The organism is Acinetobacter sp. Leaf130, assembly GCF_001423205.1.
Classification (GTDB): Bacteria; Pseudomonadota; Gammaproteobacteria; order Pseudomonadales; family Moraxellaceae; genus Acinetobacter; species Acinetobacter calcoaceticus.
This window is the reverse complement of the sequence record NZ_LMOE01000012.1, coordinates 1-23,883: the sequence shown is the minus strand read 5'-3', so window position 1 is coordinate 23,883 and position 23,883 is coordinate 1. Positions and strand designations below refer to the sequence as shown.

The 23,883-nt window shown below is 36.0% G+C and carries 26 protein-coding genes; 21 read left to right on the top strand and 5 right to left on the bottom strand.

The annotated features are described in order from the left end of the window. The 15 genes from ASF86_RS18680 to ASF86_RS18615 all read left to right on the top strand — a co-directional run bounded on the left by ASF86_RS18680 (position 1) and on the right by ASF86_RS18615 (position 12,471). Positions 1-1,395 carry a TrbI/VirB10 family protein gene (locus tag ASF86_RS18680; protein WP_056484490.1) on the top strand — a complete coding sequence of 465 codons (1,395 nt, stop codon included), beginning with the start codon at positions 1-3 and terminating at the stop codon, positions 1,393-1,395. Positions 1,396-1,413: 18 nt separating this feature from the next. After that, complete coding sequence (gene virB11, locus ASF86_RS18675; RefSeq protein ID WP_056484487.1) at positions 1,414-2,454, top strand: P-type DNA transfer ATPase VirB11; 1,041 nt, start codon at positions 1,414-1,416, stop codon at positions 2,452-2,454. Further along, positions 2,423-2,752 carry a hypothetical protein gene (locus tag ASF86_RS18670; protein ID WP_056484485.1) on the top strand — a complete coding sequence of 110 codons (330 nt, stop codon included), beginning with the start codon at positions 2,423-2,425 and terminating at the stop codon, positions 2,750-2,752. The genes virB11 and ASF86_RS18670 overlap by 32 nt, the downstream gene beginning before the upstream one ends. Before the next feature lie 3 nt (positions 2,753-2,755). Further along, positions 2,756-3,211, top strand: a complete 456-nt coding sequence (locus tag ASF86_RS18665; protein WP_056484482.1) for a hypothetical protein — start codon at positions 2,756-2,758, stop codon at positions 3,209-3,211. 75 nt (positions 3,212-3,286) lie between these two features. Then, entirely contained in the window at positions 3,287-4,534 is a 1,248-nt protein-coding gene (locus ASF86_RS18660) for a lytic transglycosylase domain-containing protein (protein WP_056484479.1), read from the top strand. After that, a complete protein-coding gene (locus tag ASF86_RS18655; RefSeq protein ID WP_056484476.1) occupies positions 4,531-6,048 on the top strand; it encodes a type IV secretion system DNA-binding domain-containing protein in 1,518 nt (505 codons plus the stop codon). The genes ASF86_RS18660 and ASF86_RS18655 overlap by 4 nt, the downstream gene beginning before the upstream one ends. 16 nt (positions 6,049-6,064) lie before the next feature. Beyond that, positions 6,065-6,265 (top strand): hypothetical protein, encoded by a 201-nt coding sequence (locus ASF86_RS18650; protein ID WP_056484474.1) that lies wholly within the window; start codon positions 6,065-6,067, stop codon positions 6,263-6,265. 44 nt (positions 6,266-6,309) lie between these two features. Next, on the top strand, positions 6,310-7,029 hold the full coding sequence (locus tag ASF86_RS18645) for a lytic transglycosylase domain-containing protein (RefSeq protein WP_056484472.1): 720 nt from the start codon (positions 6,310-6,312) through the stop codon (positions 7,027-7,029). A 13-nt stretch (positions 7,030-7,042) separates the two neighbouring features. Then, entirely contained in the window at positions 7,043-7,330 is a 288-nt protein-coding gene (locus ASF86_RS18640; RefSeq protein WP_005254915.1) for a TrbC/VirB2 family protein, read from the top strand. Positions 7,331-7,342: 12 nt separating this feature from the next. Then, positions 7,343-10,054 (top strand): type IV secretion system protein VirB4, encoded by a 2,712-nt coding sequence (locus ASF86_RS18635; RefSeq protein WP_056484471.1) that lies wholly within the window; start codon positions 7,343-7,345, stop codon positions 10,052-10,054. Next, on the top strand, positions 10,051-10,686 hold the full coding sequence (locus ASF86_RS18630; protein WP_056484469.1) for a type IV secretion system protein: 636 nt from the start codon (positions 10,051-10,053) through the stop codon (positions 10,684-10,686). The genes ASF86_RS18635 and ASF86_RS18630 overlap by 4 nt, the downstream gene beginning before the upstream one ends. Positions 10,687-10,789: 103 nt before the next feature. After that, positions 10,790-11,134 (top strand): hypothetical protein, encoded by a 345-nt coding sequence (locus ASF86_RS18625; protein WP_056484468.1) that lies wholly within the window; start codon positions 10,790-10,792, stop codon positions 11,132-11,134. 55 nt (positions 11,135-11,189) lie between these two features. Further along, positions 11,190-11,699 (top strand): hypothetical protein, encoded by a 510-nt coding sequence (locus ASF86_RS18620; protein ID WP_056484466.1) that lies wholly within the window; start codon positions 11,190-11,192, stop codon positions 11,697-11,699. A gap of 115 nt (positions 11,700-11,814) precedes the next feature. Next, positions 11,815-11,973: a hypothetical protein gene (locus ASF86_RS19700; RefSeq protein WP_155860181.1), complete on the top strand. Its 159-nt coding sequence runs from the start codon at positions 11,815-11,817 to the stop codon at positions 11,971-11,973. A gap of 15 nt (positions 11,974-11,988) precedes the next feature. Continuing rightward, positions 11,989-12,471 (top strand): thermonuclease family protein, encoded by a 483-nt coding sequence (locus ASF86_RS18615; protein WP_056484463.1) that lies wholly within the window; start codon positions 11,989-11,991, stop codon positions 12,469-12,471. Here ASF86_RS18615 and ASF86_RS19535 read toward each other — a convergent pair. Further along, the gene (locus ASF86_RS19535; RefSeq protein WP_081407788.1) at positions 12,468-14,120 is read right to left on the bottom strand and encodes a zeta toxin family protein; all 1,653 of its coding nucleotides are present in this window, start codon (positions 14,118-14,120) and stop codon (positions 12,468-12,470) included. The genes ASF86_RS18615 and ASF86_RS19535 overlap by 4 nt on opposite strands. A 7-nt stretch (positions 14,121-14,127) precedes the next feature. After that, a complete protein-coding gene (locus ASF86_RS18605) occupies positions 14,128-14,349 on the bottom strand; it encodes a hypothetical protein (RefSeq protein ID WP_056484460.1) in 222 nt (73 codons plus the stop codon). A 298-nt stretch (positions 14,350-14,647) separates the two neighbouring features. On the opposite strand from ASF86_RS18605, the gene ASF86_RS18600 reads away from it, so the two are divergent. The 5 genes from ASF86_RS18600 (at position 14,648) to ASF86_RS18580 (ending at position 17,673) form a co-directional block, all read left to right on the top strand. Next, positions 14,648-15,358: a recombinase family protein gene (locus ASF86_RS18600; RefSeq protein WP_056484457.1), complete on the top strand. Its 711-nt coding sequence runs from the start codon at positions 14,648-14,650 to the stop codon at positions 15,356-15,358. Beyond that, the gene (locus ASF86_RS18595; RefSeq protein ID WP_056484454.1) at positions 15,345-15,890 is read left to right on the top strand and encodes a TetR/AcrR family transcriptional regulator; all 546 of its coding nucleotides are present in this window, start codon (positions 15,345-15,347) and stop codon (positions 15,888-15,890) included. Before ASF86_RS18600 ends, ASF86_RS18595 begins: the two co-directional genes overlap by 14 nt. Positions 15,891-15,897: 7 nt before the next feature. Next, a complete protein-coding gene (locus tag ASF86_RS18590; protein ID WP_056484451.1) occupies positions 15,898-16,785 on the top strand; it encodes a DUF6685 family protein in 888 nt (295 codons plus the stop codon). Between the two features lie 81 nt (positions 16,786-16,866). Then, the gene (locus ASF86_RS18585; RefSeq protein WP_056484447.1) at positions 16,867-17,349 is read left to right on the top strand and encodes a hypothetical protein; all 483 of its coding nucleotides are present in this window, start codon (positions 16,867-16,869) and stop codon (positions 17,347-17,349) included. A gap of 39 nt (positions 17,350-17,388) precedes the next feature. Then, the gene (locus tag ASF86_RS18580) at positions 17,389-17,673 is read left to right on the top strand and encodes a hypothetical protein (protein ID WP_056484440.1); all 285 of its coding nucleotides are present in this window, start codon (positions 17,389-17,391) and stop codon (positions 17,671-17,673) included. A gap of 416 nt (positions 17,674-18,089) precedes the next feature. On the opposite strand, the gene ASF86_RS18570 is transcribed toward ASF86_RS18580, so the two are convergent. From ASF86_RS18570 to ASF86_RS18560, 3 genes are read right to left on the bottom strand one after another with little or no spacing between them, the layout of a single operon-like run. Then, entirely contained in the window at positions 18,090-18,287 is a 198-nt protein-coding gene (locus tag ASF86_RS18570; RefSeq protein WP_056484435.1) for a YqaE/Pmp3 family membrane protein, read from the bottom strand. A gap of 14 nt (positions 18,288-18,301) precedes the next feature. Then, positions 18,302-19,522 carry a DUF1173 family protein gene (locus ASF86_RS18565; RefSeq protein WP_056484431.1) on the bottom strand — a complete coding sequence of 407 codons (1,221 nt, stop codon included), beginning with the start codon at positions 19,520-19,522 and terminating at the stop codon, positions 18,302-18,304. A 14-nt stretch (positions 19,523-19,536) separates the two neighbouring features. Next, positions 19,537-22,452: an AAA family ATPase gene (locus tag ASF86_RS18560; protein WP_056484430.1), complete on the bottom strand. Its 2,916-nt coding sequence runs from the start codon at positions 22,450-22,452 to the stop codon at positions 19,537-19,539. A gap of 533 nt (positions 22,453-22,985) precedes the next feature. Between ASF86_RS18560 and ASF86_RS18555 the strand changes: the two genes are divergently transcribed. Beyond that, entirely contained in the window at positions 22,986-23,519 is a 534-nt protein-coding gene (locus tag ASF86_RS18555) for a conjugal transfer protein TraD (RefSeq protein WP_056484429.1), read from the top strand. The last annotated feature ends 364 nt before the right edge of the window (positions 23,520-23,883 follow it).

Sequence of the window (23,883 nt, the reverse complement as noted above, 5' to 3'; positions counted from 1 at the left end):
ATGACAAATGAGAACAACAAATTTGGTCAAAATGATTTTGGCACCAAAGATGAATTTAGCTCTAAAGATGATTTTAAAAATAACGATCATCAATTTCATGGTGAGGACAATACTAAACCCCATGATGATTTTGGCATCCAAGATGATTTTAATAGAAAACAGAAGTTATCGGCCAAAGATATAGATAAAGGAAAATTAGCTAAGGCCATACTTTTCCTACTTATTGTTATTGGTGGTGTTGTTGCTGCTGTTTATTTCAAGTTGCAAAAAAACAAGGAAACACGCGCTGCAACTGGTATCGAATCTGCCGTAACTAAACCTGTTGAAGCTGAAACGAATAATGCTAACCCTAACAATCCATTTGGGTTTGGTACTCCACAACCAATTCCAACAGCAACGGATACTGCTGCTGTACCTACTGCGAAAACTCCTGAAGAACTTGAGCTTGAACGTCAACTTGCAGAACAACAAGCAAAGTTAGCAGAACAGCAAGAACAAGCGCGTCAAGAAGCGATTGCAAAAGAACAGGCTCTTTTAAATGCCCGTTATAAATCAGGCATTATGGTTGATGGTAGCGGTTCAGGTTCAAAAGGTAATGGCGTTAGCCCTAACGGTGATGCTTCAGGAATGGCGGGTGTCCCACCTGAATTAGCACCGTTCTTGATGGGTATGCAGGGTTCACAACAAGCAGGCGGTCAAGGTGGGGCTTCTGGCAATAATGTAAATCCACGTATTGCAAATAACTCGGCTGGTTCAATGGGTGGCCGTTTTGATTCAAGTACAAGCAATCAAAAAGCTCCTATCGCTCGTGCAAGCTATAACGCTGACCGTAGAATGTTGATTCAACAAGGTAAAATCATTGATGCTGTTCTAGAAACTGCTGTTAAAAGTGATTTACCAAGCAACATTATTGCCCGTGTAACAAATGATATTTATAGCGAACAAGGCCGTAACCGTTTATTGCCTGCGGGAACTCGTTTATTTGGTCAGTATTCTTCAATTGTGAATGACGGCCAAGCTGAAATTGCAGCCGTTTGGAATCGTGCTATTACACCTAATGGCGTTGAAATCATGCTTGATAGTCCAAGCACTAACGGTCTTGGTATTGCAGGTTTAGGCGGGAAAGTTAACAACCATTATGGCCGTATTTTTGGTACTGCAACTTTACTTAGTTTGATCGGTGCCGGAGTTAGCAACATGGGTGTTAACGGTAGCGATCAGAACAATGCTAGTCAGACTTATCGTACTGAAGTTGCAAACTCATTCGGCAATCAGGCTGACCGTGTTTTACAGCGCAACTTATCTATTCCTCCAACTATTACGGTGAAACATGGTAGCCGTATCAAAGTCTTAGTAGCTAAAGACTTAGATTTCTCAACCATCTTAAACCAATAAAATAGGACGGATTTAACCATGTCTTCAATACTTGTACTTGATGATTTAAAAATGGCCTTTGGTGAGGACTTGAGCAATGAAGATGTTACTGAAATTTCAGTGAATAAACCTGAAGAGTATTTCATTGCTCTGAAAGGTACAAGAGACATGGTTAGAAAGGAAAATCCAAAGTTAACCTACGCTCTTTTAAAAGACTTAGCCCAAAACATTGCAACTAATTCACATCAGGAAATTTCGAATAAAAAACCCTTATTGTCTGCTCAAATTGAGTCACCAGATCATGAGGGTTTATTTTACCGTATCCAGATCGTGCATGACCCTGCTGTAAGCACAGGGTCTATTGCTTTATCTATCCGTAAGCCAAGTATCTTGAGTTTGTCTTACGATCAGTATGAGCCAATTCTTAACTCGGTTGAACCTTTTGCGAAAATTTCTGCAAAAGATCAGGAACTCATGGATTTATATTCAGCTCGTAATTTTCATGAGTTCATCCGTAAAGCTGTTCTGTATGAAAAAAATATCATTATTTCTGCGGGTACAGGTTCAGGTAAAACTACGTTCTTCAACTCAATCATTAGTGATTGTATCCCTTTAGGTGAACGTCTAATCACAATTGAAGATGCTAAAGAATTACGTCCACCTCATCCCAACTCATTACAGCTCTATTACTCAAGAGGTGATCAAGGTCTAGCTAAAGTTACTGCACAGTCTTTGATGGAAGCCTGCTTACGTCTTTATCCGAAACGTATTTTGTTAGGTGAGATTCGTGGTTCTGAAGCATTCACATACCTCAACCTAATTTCTTCTGGTCACGGTGGCTCTATCGCCACACTTCATGCCAATGATCCTGTTAACGCGATTGAACGTTTAACCCTTATGGTCTTAATGGCGGGCACTACGCTTACAAGTGATCAGGTCAAAATGTTTGTGAACCAAAGTGTCGACATTATTGTTCAACTTGGAAGAACTGAATCGGGCGGTTATGGCTGTTCATCTATCTATTTCAAAGCTTATGAGGAAATGAAAAATGAAAAAAACAATCTTTCTAATGTTGCTTAGTTTAGCAAGCGTTGCCTGTTCCTCTAAGGGAATAGATGGCGAATATAACCGCATTGATCAGACTGCTTTTGAAAAAGAAAACGGTATGAGCAGTGCGCTTGTCGTTGCTAACAAAGGTACTCAAGTAACCCTAAAAAACTCATGGGGTGATGTTGCACTTTCTGCGGTCGAAAAAGATCAAAAACTGATTGTTCAATATAACAATCAGGATGCTTATTTAATGGAACAAAAGGGTGATCAGGTCATTTTGACAGACGTAGATAACCCAAGCCAAGCCTATAAGTTTCAAAAGGATTAAAGCATGAAAAAATTAATAATTGCTCTTAGTGCTCTCGTTGGTTTATCTGCTGAAGCTCAACTTCCGCAAACATTTACGCAAGTGCTCCAGAACTATGCTCAAAGCAACCGCTTAACGTATGTGCCTGAAACACCTAATCAGGGTAACTACATCACTTATAAGTTTTCGAGCAATCCTAGTTGTAAATCTGAAGCGTGTGCAGACCTAAAAATCTATTACAACGTAGACCCTAATTGCGTACCGCAAACAGTCGGGCTTTTCGGTGAATTACCCGTAAACATTGCGAATGCTAGAGCTGTTTTTATCTCTCCGGTTATTTCGGATAACTCAAGCCAAACACATGATTTTATGCGCGTACAAGTAGCAAATAACGGGTGTTATGAGTTGTCTATGGGGCAACAAGGCTCACATTTTAAAACTCTTGTTGATCTGGCTAACCGTTTGGCCGTGGCGAAATGATAAAGCAACGGCCAAGTTAGACCAGGATATGAAATACCTGGTCTAACTGAGCTGTTGCGTTAAGGACGAATTACTATGAAATTAAAACGAATAGCTTTATGCGTATTAGTTGGTTTAAGTAGTTTCAGTGTTGATGCGGTAAATTTGCCTTATAACACCATTGTTACTACGGCTGCTTCTAAATATGGTTATGACCCTTTATTAATTCATGCGGTCATTAAAAAAGAATCTTCGCATAATCCCTCGGCTGCATCTGGTGTAGGCGCACAGGGTTTAATGCAGTTAATGCCTGCAACTGCACGTTCTCTTGGTGTAACCAATCCTAATGACCCTGCTCAAAATGTGAATGCAGGTACACGCTATCTTAAACAGCTCAATCAGCAATTTGGCAACATTCCTCATGCTCTATATGCATATAACTGGGGTATGGGAAATTTACGTTCTTATCTAAAAGGTAAGAAAAAAGTTATGCCGAAAGAGACACAAGATTATGTGCCTAAAATCGCTCAGTATTATAAAAACTATGGTGGCTCAGGTTCTTACTTTGGTAGCAACGTTGTTACTGGTGGTTTCAGTGGCAACACTCCATCGACCAAAGGAATTGAAAACGAAAATCAGAAAAAGATTCAGGCCAAACTTGAAGTTCAGAATGCTTGTAAGCCTGTAAAACTTCCTGAAGCTGAAAATGTAGATATTGATACTCCAGTTAATTTACCTCCGGTTCCTCCAGTAACAGGCGGTGCGGGTAAAGTCGTTTTCGACCCTACAAAAAATGCAAATGCAGCACTTCAAGTACAAGACCTTTTAAGACAAATTCAGGTTTTAAAAGGTCAATATGACAGCGTTACAAAAGGCTTGGCCGGACTTGGATTATTAACAAATGTAGCGCAAATTGCGGGCTTTGAATTACCTAATGGTTTTGACCCTCAACCTACCAATATTTTTAACAATCCAAAAGAACAGAATGCTTATAACGATTTGCAGCGTCAGATCGCCACCAATACAGGCGTTTATGCAAGTAGTGAGCTTTCTAAAATCCAGAATGTTACTGCAAGCCGTGTAAACACTGCATACGTTGATGCCGAAGTGGCTTGGACACAAGTTAACTGCAATATGGAAAATCTAAAGTCATTAGCTCAAGTGTCTACAAACACATTGAAGCAATCTAAAGATTTAGCAAATGCCATAGCGATTGAAAACAGTATGTTGCAAGCGAACCAAGCTAAATTGCGTTCAAACATGCTCATGATGCAGTCAAGCATGGAAAGCTACAAAGTTGCCTCACATCAAGCGGTACAAAAATATTTGGGGACAGTTAAATGAATGATCAATCTCAAAAAATCTTTGGTCAGGCTGTTATGTCTGTCGTACTTATTACCTTGTTCACATGGTTAATATTTCTACCAAAGTTTTTTATTTTTCCGAAAGAACATAAAGCTCAGGCATTGCTTTACGCAATACCGTTGACGTTTAAAACGCCTTTATATGTATTGATACTTTTAACCGTTTTATTGGTTAGTAGTGCCTTTGCTTGGTTTTATTTCCAGAATAATAAAACCCCTTTCGGTGGAGAGAGATACGTTCGTGTACTGCGTGGCCTACAATTAGTAAGTCCATTCAAATTAAAGAGAATGGTTAAAGAAAGCGGGCGTCAAGTTCGCTTTTGCAGCCTACCTGTTCCGCAAGATTTGAAGTTTAAGCACTTCCTTTTAACTGGTGGTACTGGTCAAGGTAAATCAGTATCCATCAGTGATTTTCTTAGCTCTTGTGTTGAAGATAAGAGAAATAAAACAAGGCTTATTGTGATTGACCCTAACGGAACATACGCCAGTCTTTTTTATAAGAAAGGTGATGTTATTTTTAACCCGTTTGATGCTCGAACAAAACACTGGTCGATCTTAAATGAAATCCGTAATTCTTATGATATTGAAACGTATGCAATGACGGTCATTCCAAGATCATCAGATGCTCAACATGAAAACTTTAATCGTATGGCTCGTCAGATCGTTGTAGCAGCCATGCAAAAAATTCTTGAAATGGATGATCTAAATAGAGCTGAAAAATCTAAATACTTTGAAAATATTTTATTGGTTTCTAGTGATGACGATTTAAAGGCTTTTTTAGTGGGTACAAATGCGTATAGCGCATTAGGTAATGAAGAATTAGTCGGAACTTTAAGAAGCATTGTTACCACGTATTTAACGCCACATACCCATTGCCAAAAGGGAAATTTTTCATTTCGTGATTTCTTAAAACATGGTGATGGCAATATTTTCATTACTTGGCGTGAAGATCAGCTCACCGCCCTACAACCATTAGTTAGTTGTGCTACTGACGTTATTTGTAGCTCGCTTTTATCTGACTTTGATAACTATTCAGACTTCATTTTTTGTATAGACGAATTGGGTTCTTTGAACCGTTTGTCTTATTTAGAAGCTGTGTTAACAAAAGGCCGAAAACATAGACTTATTGCTCTCTGTGGTATTCAAAGTTTGGCTCAATTAAACAGAATCTATGGCCGTGAAGATGCCATGACTTTACGTGGCTGTTTTTCATCTTTTGGCGTATGTGCTCTTAACTCCCAAGACACCTACACCCCACAAGAATATGAAAAAGCTTTCGGCTCAGTAGAAGTTTTAAGACGTATGAAATCTGCAAACAAAGACGCAAAAGTTGAGCTTGTTAAAGACAAAGAACACGTTGTTAAAGCAGAGGAAATCAGCAATCTTCGTCCACTTCATTTTTATTTAAAGTTCTCCGGTCATTACCCACCAACTTTAATAAAAATGAAATATCGCTCTTATGATAAAGTCACTGACTCATTTTTAGCGGTTTAACTAAAAGGACAGGAAAATGAAACGAGAACAACTTTATGTAAGTGATGCTTTTTTTGCAGAAATGGATGAACACTTTTTGCGATATAAGCGTGGGGAATTAAAAGTACCTGAAGAATTTTCAGGCCGTAGATTAACCAAAAATTTAATCTACTTAATTTATTTAAATGAATATTTGAAAGAGAAACAAATATTTTCAAATACACCATTTGAGGATTAGGCTAGTAGAGTTATACTGTTATAACTCTATAAGGAATAATGACAATGCTTAAAAACATGATAATCGGAATTTTTTGTAGTGCTCCCTTGCTTGTCTATGCTTCGCCTTATGACGAGCTGATCTACAAGCACTCAGTAGCAAACGGGCTAGACCCTAACCTAGTGACTGCAATTATGGCTAGAGAAAGTGCATTCAAAGCTAATGCTCGTTCTCCTAAAGATGCACGTGGCCTAATGCAAGTTATTCCAAGTACAGCTCGTTTGATGGGTGTAGACCCAAGCCGATTATATGAGCCTGAGCAAAGCATTATTGCAGGTACACGTTACCTTGCATTCCTGACCAAAAGATTTAATGGTGACTTAACCAAAGTTATTGCTGGATACAATGCGGGACATGGTGCAGTTGAGAAGTTTGGGGGTATTCCTCCATACCGCGAAACGCAAAATTATGTTCGTTTTGTTTCCAGTAAATACCTAGCACTAAACGGGGGTGGAACTTACCAGAACTTTAATAAAAACAATTCTGAGCCAAAAAGAACAAGCGATATTCTTGTTCTTTCTAACTGGCAACAAAAACAGTATCCGACTTATTCAGGCAACTCTAATGAGAGTGTACCGGATACTTACACTTCTCGGCCTGAGCCTGTTCGCTTACGGGCAAACTATCCAGTTGATCAAAATGCATCAATGCCTCAACAAGCATCAGTGCAACAAGCTTCATTTGTAAAAACTTTAAACAATGGTCAATACGTCCAAGTTTTCTAAAGAGGAAAATCTCATGAAACAATTAAACCGCTTTAAACAATTTTCAGTTCTTGCTTTCATTCTTTTATATACGCAATACGCTAATGCTGCATTTGGTCAACGTGTCGCACAAAAACTCAGTGAGTTTAATGACGAGTTGGTAATCATTGCTGCGGTTGCATTCGTTTCAGGCTGTATCATGGTAGCGTTCAATATGTTTGGCGGTGCTAGTGAACGAGTTAAAAAATGGGGTTACGGGATGGTTGTTGGTGCATTAGTGTGTTTCTTTGCCCCTGAAATCAGTAGCTTCTTCTTTAACTAATCTGAGGTAATTATGAACAAGACTACCGAAAAAGATGAAGAAAAAGACTTGCTGTTTGCAGGACTTGCCCGTGCTGCAAGACACCTGAATATACCTGCGAATATATTCGGTATCTTCTTTATTGTGGGTGGTCTTGTTTTCGTAGTCTTAATGCTTCTAGGTTTTATGAAATTAGGGATAGCCATTGTGGTTATCTCTTATTTGGTTCTTGCAGCTTTAACCTATGAAGAAGATAGAGGAATTTCATATTGGTGGTTTGCAGTTAAACGTAAGTTATCAGGAATCAAAGTTTTTGGTGGCTATAGTTACGACTCAAATGCAAAAGTTTCAAACGAAAATTTTGAATACAGCCATAAAAAATTAGCGGGTAAAGAAAAAATGGAAATCGACAATTTACCGTACATAACCCATATTAATGAACATAATCTAGTGCTTAATAATGGTGATATTTTCACTACCCTTAAAATTTCTGGTTATACATACGAAACTAAAAGTTATGCTCAATTGCGTACTTTAAAAAAATATCGTGCTGATATGTTTAAACAGCTCGGTTCGCGTTTCGTTATTATGGTTCATTATGATCGTTATGAAGTTAGTGCAGATCAACCTAAAGAAACAGGTAATGAATTTGCGAATAATTTTAATGAAAAATATTATTCAAAACTCGGCAAGGAACGCATGTTCCAGAATGATATTTATGTAAGTTTAATCGTTCGTAAGTACAACCCTAGCGAACCGCCTTTACTTCGCTTAAAAAATCTTTTCTTTGCTTCAGATATTAAAGAACAAATGGTTGCTGAATTAGAAAATGCAGTAAGCATGTTTAATAACTATCTTCAAGATGCACAACCAAAACGGTTAACAACATACTTTAAAGATGAAGTTTTATACTCGGAAACTGTCAACTTTCTAAGCTATCTACTGAATCAGCAAAAAGCTGAAATTCCACTTTACGCCACTGAAATTAGAAATTACTTGGGCTTTTCACGTAGAGTTTTTAAAACCGATGGGACTATTACGTTCCATCTTCCTACGGGTGAAATTAAAGCAGGTGCCGTTTATAGTTTACCGACTGCACAGTATCCTGAAGAAACAGATCACACCATGATTGATAAGTTTCTTGAAGTTGATCATCCTTTAATTATCGCGGAAACATTTATGATGATGGATAGAAAAAAATCTATTGAAATGAGTGAGAAGCGACAAAATCAGTTAATTAGTACCAAAGACAAATCAGCATCACAAATTGAATCAATTACCAAAGCTATTGATGATCTTGCTTCAGGTCGTCAATTGAACGGTATTTTTTCTCTTAACGTCCTAGTTACTGCTAGTAATCAAGAGGCATTTAAGGATGCAATGCAAAAGACTAGCGGGGCTTTCCAACAAAAACACATGATACCTAAAAAAGAGGATCTGATCGCTGAACCTACTTTCTATTCAATGTTGGTAGGCAATTATGACAAGCTTCAAAGACCTGCAACGATTAATACTAATAATTTTGCAGGTTTTGCTAGTCTCCATAATAGCCCTGTTGGTCAGAAAAAAAATAACCATTGGGGTGATTTCATCATCCAGTTAAAGACAATAAGTAATACACCTTACTTCTTTAACTTCCATGAGTTTGATGTAGGCCACTGTCGTATTACGACTGGTACAGGTGGTGGTAAAACCACTTTAATTAACGCTCTATTAACGGCTGCTGACAAACACGAACCTTATATATTCCATTTCGATTTTGAATATTCGGCTAGTGTTTGGGTAAAAGCAATGGGTGGTAATCACACTGTATTAAGTGAATTAGTGCCTACTGGTTGGAATCCTTTGCAGTTAGATGACACAGAAGGGAACCGCTTATTCCTGTCAAAACTTTTCGCTTTTATGGGTCAAGATTATAACGAACTAGGTAATCCAAAGCCGTTAACTACTGCTGAAGAAAAGAAAATCAGTGACGTTATTGAAAGTATTTATCGCTACGATAAATCACGTCGTCGCCTTAGAAACTTCATTAGCTATTTTGGTATGCCAACAGATAATAACCTTGCTGAACGCATGAGTAAGTGGGTTGGCTCTGGTCACTTGGCAAACATTTTTGATAATGAAAATGATAACTTCTCAATTGAGGGGGCTAGAATCTTTGGCTATGAAATGAAGAATGTTATCAATAATGATGTCGTTCTCGGTGCAATGTCTATGTACATTTTCCACCGTATTGACTTAGCTATGTCACAAGGTAAACCGTTCATTGTGGTAGTTGAGGAAGGTCAACGTTATATCAGCAACCCGATTAACAAAGAGTGGTTAAAGATCATGCTTACAACATACCGTAGACGTAACGGTATGATGATTTTCGTTACTCCAACGCCTGAAGTTATCACAAGTGATGATGACCTGATCGGACAGTTTAAAACGACAATTTTACTGCCAAACGATAAAGCGAACCGAAAAACCTATATGGGTGATGATCAAAAAGCAGGTCTAGGCTGTACAGAGTTTGAATACGAGTGGGTTGTTAACACACCTCCACATAAACGTTTATTCATGATCAAGAACTCTCATGATTCTGTTATCAGTAAACTAGACCTCTCAAATATGTCAGAAATTATCCCGATTCTTTCTGGTAATGAAGTAAGACACAACATACTTGCGGAAATTTTAGATAAAGGCGAAAATTTAACCTATAACCAGTGGGTTGATACTTTTAATGAAAAGGTGAAATCATGAAAATGAACAAAATAAAAGTATCGGCTATCGCTCTTGCGTTAGCCTTTACAACTAATCAGGCTAATGCTTGGGATGTGGTTTTTGACCCTACAGCGGTCGCAAACATGGTTAAGCAGTTGGTGCAGATGCAGCAACAATACGAGATCATGAAGAAGCAATATGAGTCTACTACTGGAAGTTATGGTATTGGCTCATCTACCAAAAGTGTTGATGTTGTATCTGGTTCTTGGCAAGACGTTGTAGCTAACCAAAAAACTGGAAGCTTTGGTACAGCTCAAAAAACTTATGACAAAGTGCTTACTACAATTGGCACTCAAGGCATGAATGAATTGTTATCAAACGATTCTTACAAGCGTAACTACAACACTGTGAAAACTGGTTTTGCATTCAGTGATGCTTCGTATAATGCGTTAAACGAGCATATTGCAAACTTGTCTTCTCTGAAGAACAAAATCAATTCAACTCGTAATATTAAAGAAGCCCAAGACTTGGCAAATGCCATTGCAATTGAACAAGGCTACATTAATTCTATTGGTGCTAAGTTATCTGCTGTACAGACTAACCTTGCATCTAACAGCGCATCTAGCGGTGTTACCAGTACCCAAAGCTTTAAGACTTGGTTTGGTAACTAAACTTCAAATACTGGCTAACAATTTTTATTGTTAGCCTTTTTTTATCTATTGTGGTCGAACACTTTATAAGTAATTTCATACACATTTTTTATATAGGCTAAAAATGGAACGTAAAAAAGCTGTGAAAGCTCAAAATGATCAATGGCAGCGCCAACATGACAGCTTAATTGCCCTTACAAAATGTTTACTCCTAATACGCTCTTTATCAAAAATCTCATTATGTGATGACGCTGAAATCAATCATTCACGACTTGTCAGTGCTATGAATAAAATTCAAGAGCTTGCAGACTCAGCACATAACTTACCTACTGCAATTTCCAACTCAATGATGCACTTTGTTACGTTGGAAAATGGTCATCCGACTGAAGACGGTTTAGCGGAGTTCAATCGCAATTTTGAGCGAGAGCTAACTTTGCTCACACGACAGCTAGAAGATAATGCGCCCTAACTGTAGTCGAGCACTTTATAAGTCCTCTCATACACCTATTTTTCAGGATTCCTCGATGAAAAAGACCCTCTTAATAAGTTTGGCACTTGTGGGCTTAAATACCCATGCTGAAACCGCACAGAATGCGATAGAAACACCTGTTGCAATTGAAGTAGAGCAACCATCACTAACAGCCACAAAAGGCACCTTAGAGGTCAAAACAGACGCGAAAACCGTTACTGTTAGTCAAAGCCCTAATAGCCCACTGGCAACCACGATTACTAAAACTGAAGTAAAAGCCGGTACTGAAGTTAAAAAAGTCCCTGAAGCAACTAAACCAAGTCCGGTAAAGCCTGAACCAGACGCTCAAGTTGTTACAGTAAAAGCAGCTCCAGCCAAACAACCAGTTGAACAAATATATTCTGCTGAAGATGTTATGCCTGAGTTAAGCCAAGAGGATATGAATTATATTAAAGCTGTAAATGCAAATGCTCAGATCAACACTATTGAAAGCAAAGTTATCAATCAGGAAGCGATCACAAAAGAGGAATTAAAGGTTTTGCGTCAAAGAAATCCTAACCTTTAATTGACCATTCTGACAAATTCCCGCCTTTCATAACTTCTTAAATTTGATCGTTAAATTAGATGCCTGGTCTTTTCAGCTTATTTGCTGAAATGACCAAGCATCGAGAGGAACTTTAATGTTGAAATACTTAAAAAAAATATTAGGTGTACCAGATATAAAAGTTTATGAATTACCCAATAATCATAAACCTAATTTAGCCATTCCAATTCGTTCAGGTAAAGGTGTTGGCTTTACAGTGCCAACTCAACCTCAAAAAAAGGATGAACTAAAGTAACTACTAAGGTGAGTTATGAAAAAACTACTTTTAATTCCATTACTTTTTTTAAGTACTCATACCCAAGCCGACTATTACGCCAAAGTCACTTATGTATATGATGGTGATACTATAAGTGTCACCAAGCCTAACAATGCTAAGTATCGAGTTAGGTTGGTTAATATAGATGCCCCTGAAGTTTCACACAAAGAAAAAACAGCTCCGGCACAGCCCTACAGTGTCCAAGCAAAACAATATTTAATGTCTATGGTCATGAATCAAAATGTTCTTATCAAAGAGCACGGCACTGATAATTACGGCCGTTTCCTCGGTGAAGTCTATTTGAATAAATTGAACGTAAATAAGGCAATGGTCGCTAGTGGGTATGCTTGGGCATACCGTTACAAACTTGCAGATCAGGAATATTTACAGCTTCAAAATAATGCTAGAACAAAAAAAATCGGATTATGGAAAAGCCCTAATCCGATTAATCCTTATGAATGGCGTAAAAACTATTAAAACTTCATTCTTGAAGATGGCTTATCTTGCTTTGGAGTTGACGCGCTCAACTCTTGAGCCTTTGGGGTAACTGGTGCCTTTAAGTTGTTTTGCTGCGCTGTAGCTTTCTGATCTACGGCCTGTTTAACTTTAGGATTAGTTTCATACTGTTTTTGGTACTGATCACCATAACTTGCTTGTACGTTTCTAATCTTCAGTTCTACTTCTCGATTGTTATATGTTCCAGTTGCGTAGGTTTCACCTTTTTTTGAAGTATGGCCTGTAATTCTTACCTCGGCACCTTTTGGTAATTCAGTTGATTTAAACAACCCATCTTTTTGTGAGTATGCTTCAGTCAACTTAATATAGTCACCACGCGCTACTGCTACGCCATTTGCAGACTTTGCAAAGTCTGCGCCTAATTTACCCTCAGTCTTTAAGTGTACTCGCACATCATTGATGATTTGATCTTTACTCAACTTTATGTCTTTTGTTGGCTCTTGTGGCTGTATCTCAAGAGTAACTTTATTTTCCAAACTAATGATCTGGTCTTTAATTTTCTGGTATGTATCTAATGTAATATTTTCGGCTTCTTTGGGGTTGTGCTTATCTATCTTCGTATCAAGCAATAGCTCATTCTTGGTTACATTAATAAGCTCAATATGATCACGGTTTTGACGCATGAGAATTAAATTATCTTGTCCCTCAGATTTAATATTCTTGGACACATAACCATCGTGTTTTTCAAAACCATCTTTAGCAACTAATAAGTTACTGGTCTGATTTGTAACTACCTGAATATCCATTCTTTCACCTGTTTTTATATCAACTGGGGGAAGTTCATTGACCAACTTTTGATTATTCAACTTCAGCCTATCATTTTCCTGAAGCCCTTTCACAATCTCTAACTCGGTAAATGGCGCAAAGCGTGTCTCCATAGATTCAATCACTTTAAACCACTTATACTCATGTTGTTGGCGTTCTTGATCTGTGAACTCCCTGTTTCTCTCCAGAGTAAAATCTTTCTGCTCAATCGTTTTGTAATGTCGATCATAAACAGTTAACTTGTCCACGATCTGATCATCTTTCAAACGCTCTACAGTTTTTTCAAGCTTGTTGTAGATTTCATTGTGTATGTCCACGTTGACAAAACGGCCAGTACCATAAAGGCTTTTTTCCATTTCATAACGATGATAAATGCCTTGTCTGGAGGTCATTTCTGGAACAGACATTATCTTCAGTTCTACACTTTTATAGCCCTTATCCCTGAAGTTCTGTACTGTATTTTTTAATGTGTCAAAATCAGCACTGGTTTGATCGAGTACAATATTTTTCTTATGAGCTGTGGCTTCTTCTATTAACTCCAGACTCCACTTTTTAGCATCATGATGGGTATAACCTGCTGAGGTCTTATCATCGAGGTTCTGCAAGTGGTCATATTTAGGATGATAGGATCTCAATTGATCAGGGTCGATGATTACACTCCCCCCTTTATCCTTAAACTCATCTATTGCATCCCTAGCCAACTTGCCTTTACCTGAAGCGGGTTGCCCACCTGTAATAACTACTTTTGGATTTACTACAGACAGTGAATTATTAAGGAAGTCCTTTTTTATTTTCTCAAAGACTTGTTGATGTTCTTCATCACTTAGTCTGTATTGATTATCCATAGCTCACCTATTGTTTTGACTTTTCATGCTTAAACGCTTCAGCATGACGCTTTATAGATTGTATAAGCTGTTCTTTATCAAGCACGTATAAATTTTGAAGCTCTTGAGAAAGGGCTTCTCTATCATCTTCAGGTAATGCCCCTGAAGCTCTAAGGCTTATTCTGTTACCAATGCCGGACTGAGCCAATCTATATAGCTCAGATTCATTTAAATCATCAAAATTAATCATTGCTTTATCCTTTAGAACTTTGTGATTAGTTTAAATAATGCACAGACAAAAAGAATTGAAAAAAGAAAGAAAATATACCGAAAAAATTTCTCTCCGGTTTTGTATCTATCGAGTGACCACTTCATAGCAAATGGCAATACGATAATTATCAAAACTAAACCCATCACCCACTCCATATAACAATAGGGTATACCCTATTGTTATAATTTTACGCCCCCATATAACCCATAACAATAGGGTTGATTATCAATTTTGTTACAGGTATAACAATAGGGTTAATGTATTTTGTTAGGTTTTTATGGTGAAAGAAATTCACGACACGCGAACAATTGATATTGAGGAAGCGATAGACCAATCATCTGCACCGCCTACTCAAACAATTGGTTATGTCCGTGTTTCCAGTAAAGATCAGAACACTTCACGCCAATTAGCTGACGTTAAATGTGACGTAGTATTCACAGATAAAGTGTCTGGTAAAGAGGAAAAACGCCCACAACTACAAGAGCTATTTAGATATGTCCGGACTGGAGATACCGTGGTAATCCATTCTTTAGATCGTCTTGCCCGTGATATTGGCTTACTGATCAAGCTTGTAAATCAGTTTAAGGCAAAAGGTGTTAAATTAAAGTTTATACATGAGAATTTGAATTTTAATCCTCTCAGTAATAACCCAATGGACGAGTTGATTTTTCATTTCTTTGGTGCAATTGCACAATTTCAAAGAGCTGTAATAAAAGAAACTCAAAGAGAGGGTATAGACAATATTTTCAATGACCCTATAAAACGTGCAAAAAAATACAAGGGACGTAAACCATCATTAGATAAAGAGCAACAAGCTCAATTAGTAGAAATATTAAAAAAGAAACAAAGCAATTTAACAGAGTATAAGAGTATATCTTATAGTCAAATCGCCAAAGACTTTAAAATAACTTACATGACATTAAATCGTTATAGGGAGAAGCTCAAAGACCAGATTAATCAGCAAGGCAATAGTGATGCAGAAAAATAAAACCAAGCAGGCAGATATATTAAATACTGCTTTAAATTTATATTATCAACGTGGCTTTAATTCTATTGGTGTAGATAGAATTATAATTGAATCAAAAGTAGCGAAAATGACTTATTACAAGTATTTCCCTGCTAAAGTTGATATTTATGAAGCATGTTTAAACCATGAGATTTTTGAAATCAAGTCAGGTTTAATTGTTGCTATAGAATCCTTACCAGATCATGACTACCTAGGCCAAATCGACATAGTGGTTGACTGGTTCTACACCAGATCAAATAGTGTAGGTTATAACGGAATGCTTTATCAGAAAGCTAAGGCAGAACTCATTAATAGTTCATGTATGCTGATCATTGATGACTATTACATGTGGCTAAATCAAACTATCTGTGACCTACTTTTTAATGCCTATGTATCTAACTACAAGAAAAAAACAAACTTTATAATCACGCTTATAGATGGCATTTTACAGGCACCATATCTAATGAGTATTAATGAGTTAAAGACAGTCCTACATACTGTTTTAGAATCTTGAGGAAATCATGCTTAATATTAAAAGTTTTATACAGGATAAAGAAAACACCAATCCAAACAGCAAAGAAATAGAACAGGCTCTATATTCTTATGAAGCTAATAAAATATACTGGTTAAATAAAAATTCGATTAAGACTACTGGTGTAGCTGAATTACATAGATTAGTCGAGCTTGAAAGTGGTTACTATAAAGAAATATTAGGTAATTTTAACCATGATGAAATTCATGATCTAAATAATAAAATCGACTCTATATTCACAAAAATAACTAAATCAAACTACTCAATTGATATTTCAGAAATCAACGGTTTTTCAGCTTCAAAAAGTAATTTAAACGAATTTATAAACATGACTCACTTTGTAGAAATGAAGTGTCTTAAATATTTTGAAATTAGTCCTGAAGAATTAAAAAGAAATTTAGCTTGGGATGAAATACGGATTATCAGTAGAAAATATCCAAGTGACTATTTCCGTATGTATGGTTGGTCAGATAAGTTATTTCTCGTCAATGATGGTGGGTCACATCATCTAGCTTCAGCACAGTATATTGCATCCAGATTAAATACACAGGTTCCACTAACAGCCCGTTTAGATTTAATTGCTTTAGATCGCACAGGTCTAAATAACTTTTTAAAAACATACTCCTTAATATTAATCCCCCATTCTGACTTTAGTTACTTATATGAAAAATTTGATCTTTCTGAGTGCAAGATTCTTTTCTATACATCAAAATTTCTTCCGTCAGAGTCAATACTTATGATCTATAAACATGGTGATATTTCAGATTCATTAGATTCTCAATTGAAGTCCCTATTTACAGACTTTAATATTGAGCTAATTAAATTCTATGAATATCAGAAGTATAACGAAAAGTTTAATAGATACTTCACTGCCTAAACCGTTAAACAATATTACCCATATTGTTTTGTACTCACAAAATAAATTGAGGTATAATTTCTATCAAAAAAGGTGCATCTAATGTTGAAAGTAAAAAGCTTCTATCAAATAATTCTTTACGATCAAAAGACTGATAGAGATATTATTTTGGGTAGTATAGATGAAAAAAAATACATGAAGCATTTACCAGTAGCTATCAAAAATTCTTTAACTCAAAAGGCTTTCTGGTTATTCCTTTTAAAAAGACTAAAGAATCTTATGCCTAGATTCCTATTCTCTTTCTTGATTTATTTAATTGTGAGTATATCTCTTATTTTTTCAGTATCAGAATTAAAAATCACTACAGATAATTTATTACAAATAATAAATTATCCTGCCTATCTATCTATTACTTACCTATATTTAATTACATCAATTCTTTATTTCCTTATTCAGACTATAAGAAAATCGACTTTATATATAGATAGAGAAATAACCAGATTGTTTTTTATAGATAGTATTTTCAACAAGACAGATTATGATTACAGCAATATCTACTTAGAAAGAGTTTTAAAATTCAAATGATTCACCATAAACGTCAACTGATCGTTCTTGAGAAAGACTATGCTTAAAAATATCAACACAATCCTAATTGCACTTGTAATAGTTTCTATTTTCATATTTAAGCTTTATTTCTATTTAGTGCCTGCAAAAAATACTACTGTACTTTTAAGTAAAGATTATTGCTCTATTACCAAAATAGTTGATCAAGAAAATGATAAATGCTTAATAAAAGGTGAATTAAGAAATGACTTTTTCACAAGCAATTACCTTTTTAAAGCAACCAATGGAACCGAAATTATTTTAAATGATGCTGCTGTTTCAGGATTTATTCATGGAGACAGATAAAATGAAAAAAAATACTCAATCCAACAAAAAGCTAAAAGTCTTGTCGCTACTCATTTGGTTGTTCTTGATTTACATATATTTCAATTGGTATGTAACACCTTTTATAAAACCCTATATGAACATGATCGCATTAAATGACAACCTTTTCATAAGAGCTACTGGATTTTCTAAGTACAATATATATTTAAGCGCATATCCACCTGTTATATATTTAATAGCTCTCGTTATTGCTGCCAAAGATACTATCGACAACATCAACAATATAAACAATAATCTTATTATTAAAATGCACTGTTATTTATTAGCAGGTTTTTTAATCGTTATAAGCTTATATTATGCAGCCATACATTCACTTATTTTTTAGTTTAGTCCTGAAGATCAATAAAAAGCCCCATAATTGGGGCTTTTCTTTTATCTTACTGTTGGTTCTGGCTCAGTGCCTTTTTTATCTTCTTATCTGTCTTATATTCAGATAGAGCAAACACAGCCCAGATCGTAGCGGGAAGCCACCCAATTACTGTAATTTGCAGCACTAGGCATATTACCCCTGCAATTGGACGGCCAATCGTAAAAAAGGTCAACCATGGTAAAATAAGTGCTATTAAAAGACGCATAAAATCTCCTCTAATTATCCGTTGTACTCAATCATAGGCTTGTGCTGCGGTGGCGGTATCTCAACCACTTCTCTATCCAGATTCACTAAAACGGAAACAAACTCACTGTTAGCAATCAGCTCTTTAGCTTCAGCAATATATGATTCTTCAGTTTCATTATTGGTTATATAGAATGCTGTTGGTGGGTCAGTATCCGTTAAAAGGATATTGGCAATTGGAGTGTTCTTTGAAAGATTGTAGCGCAAACACTTAATGAATGATCTATTTTGCATTGTAAGCGTGTCTAGCAGCTCTTTTTCTTCAAGACTATCAAATGGCAACCAACTACTATTTAATGGCACCAACGCGATTTCTTCGATCTTGGCGATACCACTATCAGCAAAGCCAAAAGTACCAATGGCAAGTAGACTTACATCTTCATGATACTGCGCCTGCTCCAGCTCCGGTTCAAAGCGTTTTTTAACACGGGTATACATTTTTGCATCCATGAATAAATGCAACGTTGGGGCATGTTTAAGGATAATCCGGCCACCATCAAAACGAGCATCATCAATAGACTTAATTACGCCAATGAATATCTTTAATGGCCGTTTAGTACCTTTAACTTTCAGATCCGCAAGCTCAGCTTTTCTACGGGCTTCAATTTCATTGTGTTTGGTTTGATCGTAATATTCTGGAATGTAGACCAGGGAACTAAGATCATCCTTTTTGTTCTTCTTATCGTTTAATGCAATTTTTAGAGCCTTACGGAACTGGAACCAATTATGTCTCATATTAGGTCTATGACGGTTCAACAACGCTTCATCAAGCAAATAATCAAGCGTGCCCTTTAAAGTAAGTTTGGCCGTTTCAGCTTTCACTGTATCTTTTGGCGTTTCACTTGGTGTAGGTGCCTGCTTAGTGACGTTACTCTTAGATAAACTGAACTCAAACTTTAAAACGCTTGCACCAGTTTCATCAGTTTTAATAGCTTCGCCCATGACCTCACCAAGACCCGAAATTTCATTTGGTGGTTCATAACTCAAGCAGTCAAAGTGATGTTGGTCTGCACTATTTGGCATTCTTTTAAGAACAAAGTTATCGCCAATTTTGGCAATATACATTTCGATATTTTTATCAGGTAAACATGAACAAGTAGGACGTATGCCCTTTTGATAACAATCTTGCAAAATTGCTTGAGTTAAAACATCATCCTCAACATTTACAAGTTTGCCGTTATGGATAAAATTATTCATAAAACAATCCTCGTTTAGATTTTTGGAGTATTACGCTTTTGCACGTTATGGCTTTGTTTGATGCGATGATTCGGTGCATTCAAATTGTCTTTAGGTGCATTGGCTTTTTGTTTTAAAAGCTGTTCTCTAAACTGACTATAAACCTCAGTTTTATTACGAGCTTCAAATCTATGTTTAGACTTATCTCTAAACTCATTAAAGTATTTATCTGAGTAACTGATATTCAGTTTATTAAATGGAATCTCAAACTCATTACCTTTAATTCTTGCTTTCATGACTGGTTGATCTTTAACTTTATAGGCATCAATAACTTTAAATTCTGTACCTTTCTCAAAAGTAACTTTCTTAAACAATCCAGTTTTGATCTCTACATCACTTTCAAGTTTCAATAACTCACCTTTAGCAATATCGAGTTTTCCATGGAACTTAACAATGTTCTCACCCAAGATAGCGTTTGACTTCAACTCTGCACGTACTTCAGAAATAATTTCATCTTTAGTGAATGTTTTATTTTCTGAAGTTAAGTTGTAAAGGTGGCTATTCAACCCAAACAGTTCACGCTTAGTCTCGATATGATGACGATGATCTTGCAGATATGCCTTAACCAATTTGTCTTTAGCTTCTACAACTGAGAAATCAGTAGTAAACGCTTTAGTCTCAGATCGAGAGAGAACCTTTTTGAAATTATCAAATGCAGTAATTGGCTTTTCTACTGGTTGGTAATTATGATCATAAGAAATCTTACCATCTGGACGTTTAACAAATTCCTTTTCATTAGTAGCAAAAGTTAGAGCACTGTAATTAACTTGCAAGTTTTTCTTATGACGAGTTAAAGCAACATAGGTAAGGTTGGCATTCATGTTTTCGCTTGCAAGAATATAAGCACTATCAACTGTCATACCCTGTGACGAGTGAATTGTATTTGCATAGCCATATTTGAATTGGTTGTATTCATTCAAATCAACTTTAATAACCCGTTTATCTGAGTCAGACTCAACCATCATTGATTTGACATTATTATGTTGATCTTTCTCAAAACCAATAACTTTACCAACTTCACCATTGCTCACATTCATATATGAATTGTTTTGCTTAAATACAATTTTCTCACCGATAGCAAGTTTAATATCGCCTTGATAGTTTTGTACTACCACATGATCTTTACTTAATTTACCTTGCTTAATCAGCAAGCTTCTTGCCATTAAGTTAAGTTCATTAACATCACTATTAGAGTGAGCAAGAATCAATTTACTTTCAGTAGAATCTTCACCCCATGACTTAATTGTTTTAGCCATAGCTAAATCGTGAGATTCATACTCATTAATCATGTTAATTGATTTATAAATGTCAATTGCTTTTCCAACTTCATGCTTAGAGAGTAATTTAGAAGCTTCAAGCATTTTAGGTGCTTCATCAGCATATTTTTGACGTTGTATATCTTCTAGTGAAGCAATATTTTTACTATCAAGGTATTTTTGAATATGAGCAAAAGCAGCACCCGCACTTACAGCATTTAACTGGTAGCTATCCCCAACTAATTTAATTTGTGCATCATGCTTCTCAACAATCATTAAAAGTTTTTGCATATCTCTTGAACCAACCATTCCGGCTTCATCCAAGATCAACACAGTCTTATTGTTGATTTCTAAATTACCACTTTCATATTTAGATAAGAATGAAGCAATCGTACTACTTGGTACATCACAATCTTTAGAAATTGCTTTAGCAGTAATTGCCTGTAATGCAATACCATAAACTTTATAATCAGAATCTTTATAAGCTTCTGAAACTGCACTTAGAACATAAGACTTACCTGTACCTGCTGAACCATTAAGTAAACTGATTCGATCAGTAGAAGTTAAAGTATAAAATGCTTTTTCTTGTTCTGGATTAAATGTTCTTGTTTCAGCAACACGTACAGAATTTAAAGGCAACTTCTCAACTAGATTGAAAGGTTTTTCAATACGGCTTTGCTCGTTAGCGTTATAAATGAAAGTAGATATAGATTCTTCAATTCCAACTAATTCATTAGATGAAAGAACAATCTGATCTTTACCATGCAACATTGCCATTTCAGGTGACAATAAAACTGATTCGTATGCTTTTAAATATTGTTCCTCACCATCAGTATGAGCCATTAAAAAGCGTTCAAGTTCTCTGAAAGTAAAGTAAGATTGATTAGAAGTTAAAGCACGTATTGCTTCACTTGGACGCTCAATAATAATTTCACCATTGCGCTGACGTACTTTCTTAATATCTTCATTAATAAGATACTTATGATTACTAACGTATTCAGCTCTAAAGTTCTGGCTTGATAATTCAACGCCCTGTTCTTTAAAACTTCTATGATCAATACGCGCATCAATTCCAAGCTTTTCACAAAAATCATTTACATGGTTAGCCCACTCTAAACGAGTATCAACAACAAAAGTTCTTGAAGTGAAGTAACGATCTTTACCCGCACCGCCTAACTCTGGATTCTTAGAGTTATATCTTTTAAAAAACTGTTCCTCAGTACGTTCAATACCATCAAGCTTTCTTTCACAAAACATTAAATGAACATGAGGGTTTTGTTCACCATCACTAGCAATAGGGGTATGAATGGCAAATGAATATGTGAAGTTATCGCCTAGAGTATCTTTGACAAATGATCTAACTAATTCAAGTCGTTGTTCTTCACTCAATTCTCTAGGTAATGAGATTTCTAATTCTTTATAGATACGACCATTAATACGTTCATTCTTATCTGCTGACTTCCAAAAGTGAGCAGCATCTCTAGCCCAACTTGGCAAGTTTCCAGATTCAAGACTCTCTAAATCATCTCTTTTATATTTTCCATCACGGTTTATATAGGCGTAGTGGCTTGCCCCTCGACTTCCCGAAGAACCGTATTGTTTCCCGTTCTTTACTGATAAGTGATAGATCGCCATATTTGCCCTTTTGATGCTTTTGCTTTTTTGTTTCTCGGAGAGAAACGCGTAAGCGTGCATTCCTACTGCTGTAGTCATGATACCCTCTCAATATATTCGCTACAAGGGACAATACAAATGCTTGCATTTGTCCGTTTTTAAAGAAATGCAAAGCATTGATTTTAAAAGCGGTTTTTTTGGCTAATTTTGGGATTTTTTTGTAAAGTTTTTTTATAGATATGGAGCTTCGCCCCAAACCCCACATAAGGGAATAATTCCCTTATGAATCCCTAACACTTCGCCAGTGGGTCAATGGGGGTTGTCACTTCGTTAACACCCCCTTTTTTGAGAGTGTGTTTTTATATGGTGTTCTGATCAATATGTTTTCAGACGAGCCGTGAGCCTATGGCTGCCGTTCGATCTGAAAAATATTGACAGGGTTTCTGCCTTTGCGAACTCATAAGGTTTTTTGTTTAGTAGTATATTTTTTGAGAATTTGAAGTTTTTACTGTGATATTATTTCTACTCAGTATTTATGATTTGGAGTAATTTTTATGAATCTTGAAAATTTTAAATTTACAAATGATCAAAAGACATTTGTTGCAGAAGAAATAGAGCGACTAAAGAAGCTTGAGAACAAAACTCAAACTGAAGATATAATTCTTACATTAGTTAGTAGTATCGAATCAGGTAGCCCAACTAAACAGCAAATTAGCTCTTTTGAACGTGTTATGAAGAATGAGTTCAAAAAATATAAAGCACGTTTAGAGCTTGATAAAATCAAAGAGGATGAAAAAAAATTATTGGCAAGCTTGAAAAAAGATGCACAAGCTGCCCAAGCTAAAGATCGCAAGAAACGTGAACATAAGCTTATTTCAATTGGTGCTCTTTTTGAAATGGTAGACTTCCCAACTGAAGATAAAGGTATCATTACTGGATTGCTTTTAGATGCAATGGAAAAAGCAAAATCAAACAATGGCCTTTTTCAACAATTGAAAATTTCAGGTGATAAATTTATCACTGAGCGCGAACAGTCCAGAAAAGCAAAAAGCACTGTGGTAGATAATTCAAAAAGTGAGGAAAGCTAATGTATGATTTCGTTAAATGATCTTTATCTTTTAATCCTCCCACAGATCATAATTTCGGTTGTATATGCCATAAATCTATTTGATCGTAAAGGATGGGTTAAATTTGTCTTTTATGGAAGTTTTACCTTATTTGCCTTATCTATTATTGGAATTTTTGCTAAAAATCCATTAATAGCGACTTGGTTTTTTTGGTTCTATTTTATTTTATTTATTTACTCAATTTTATATGGATTATTTAAAATATTCACTACTAAAGAATCTTAAAGTCGCAACCCTGCGGGATTGCTCGGCCAATCCCGATCAGGGGCGAATGGGAGTAGTTGCCGTTCTTCGGTCAGCTCGACAAAATCACAGATTTTGTCGG

Excerpts from the sequence above, each read along its gene's own strand:
- ASF86_RS18625 (WP_056484468.1), top strand. The coding sequence starts at position 10,790 with ATGGAACGTAAAAAAGCTGTGAAAGCTCAAAATGATCAATGGCAGCGC.
- ASF86_RS18585 (WP_056484447.1), top strand. The coding sequence starts at position 16,867 with ATGTTGAAAGTAAAAAGCTTCTATCAAATAATTCTTTACGATCAAAAG.
- ASF86_RS18650 (WP_056484474.1), top strand. The coding sequence starts at position 6,065 with ATGAAACGAGAACAACTTTATGTAAGTGATGCTTTTTTTGCAGAAATG.
- ASF86_RS18620 (WP_056484466.1), top strand. The coding sequence starts at position 11,190 with ATGAAAAAGACCCTCTTAATAAGTTTGGCACTTGTGGGCTTAAATACC.
- ASF86_RS18565 (WP_056484431.1), bottom strand. The coding sequence starts at position 19,522 with ATGAATAATTTTATCCATAACGGCAAACTTGTAAATGTTGAGGATGAT.
- ASF86_RS18670 (WP_056484485.1), top strand. The coding sequence starts at position 2,423 with ATGAAAAAAACAATCTTTCTAATGTTGCTTAGTTTAGCAAGCGTTGCC.
- ASF86_RS18660 (WP_056484479.1), top strand. The coding sequence starts at position 3,287 with ATGAAATTAAAACGAATAGCTTTATGCGTATTAGTTGGTTTAAGTAGT.
- ASF86_RS18665 (WP_056484482.1), top strand. The coding sequence starts at position 2,756 with ATGAAAAAATTAATAATTGCTCTTAGTGCTCTCGTTGGTTTATCTGCT.
- ASF86_RS18640 (WP_005254915.1), top strand. The coding sequence starts at position 7,043 with ATGAAACAATTAAACCGCTTTAAACAATTTTCAGTTCTTGCTTTCATT.
- virB11 (WP_056484487.1), top strand. The coding sequence starts at position 1,414 with ATGTCTTCAATACTTGTACTTGATGATTTAAAAATGGCCTTTGGTGAG.
- ASF86_RS18555 (WP_056484429.1), top strand. The coding sequence starts at position 22,986 with ATGAATCTTGAAAATTTTAAATTTACAAATGATCAAAAGACATTTGTT.
- ASF86_RS19700 (WP_155860181.1), top strand. The coding sequence starts at position 11,815 with ATGTTGAAATACTTAAAAAAAATATTAGGTGTACCAGATATAAAAGTT.
- ASF86_RS18595 (WP_056484454.1), top strand. The coding sequence starts at position 15,345 with ATGCAGAAAAATAAAACCAAGCAGGCAGATATATTAAATACTGCTTTA.
- ASF86_RS18590 (WP_056484451.1), top strand. The coding sequence starts at position 15,898 with ATGCTTAATATTAAAAGTTTTATACAGGATAAAGAAAACACCAATCCA.
- ASF86_RS18570 (WP_056484435.1), bottom strand. The coding sequence starts at position 18,287 with ATGCGTCTTTTAATAGCACTTATTTTACCATGGTTGACCTTTTTTACG.
- ASF86_RS19535 (WP_081407788.1), bottom strand. The coding sequence starts at position 14,120 with ATGGATAATCAATACAGACTAAGTGATGAAGAACATCAACAAGTCTTT.
- ASF86_RS18605 (WP_056484460.1), bottom strand. The coding sequence starts at position 14,349 with ATGATTAATTTTGATGATTTAAATGAATCTGAGCTATATAGATTGGCT.
- ASF86_RS18680 (WP_056484490.1), top strand. The coding sequence starts at position 1 with ATGACAAATGAGAACAACAAATTTGGTCAAAATGATTTTGGCACCAAA.
- ASF86_RS18645 (WP_056484472.1), top strand. The coding sequence starts at position 6,310 with ATGCTTAAAAACATGATAATCGGAATTTTTTGTAGTGCTCCCTTGCTT.
- ASF86_RS18600 (WP_056484457.1), top strand. The coding sequence starts at position 14,648 with ATGGTGAAAGAAATTCACGACACGCGAACAATTGATATTGAGGAAGCG.
- ASF86_RS18635 (WP_056484471.1), top strand. The coding sequence starts at position 7,343 with ATGAACAAGACTACCGAAAAAGATGAAGAAAAAGACTTGCTGTTTGCA.
- ASF86_RS18655 (WP_056484476.1), top strand. The coding sequence starts at position 4,531 with ATGAATGATCAATCTCAAAAAATCTTTGGTCAGGCTGTTATGTCTGTC.
- ASF86_RS18580 (WP_056484440.1), top strand. The coding sequence starts at position 17,389 with ATGCTTAAAAATATCAACACAATCCTAATTGCACTTGTAATAGTTTCT.
- ASF86_RS18630 (WP_056484469.1), top strand. The coding sequence starts at position 10,051 with ATGAAAATGAACAAAATAAAAGTATCGGCTATCGCTCTTGCGTTAGCC.
- ASF86_RS18560 (WP_056484430.1), bottom strand. The coding sequence starts at position 22,452 with ATGGCGATCTATCACTTATCAGTAAAGAACGGGAAACAATACGGTTCT.
- ASF86_RS18615 (WP_056484463.1), top strand. The coding sequence starts at position 11,989 with ATGAAAAAACTACTTTTAATTCCATTACTTTTTTTAAGTACTCATACC.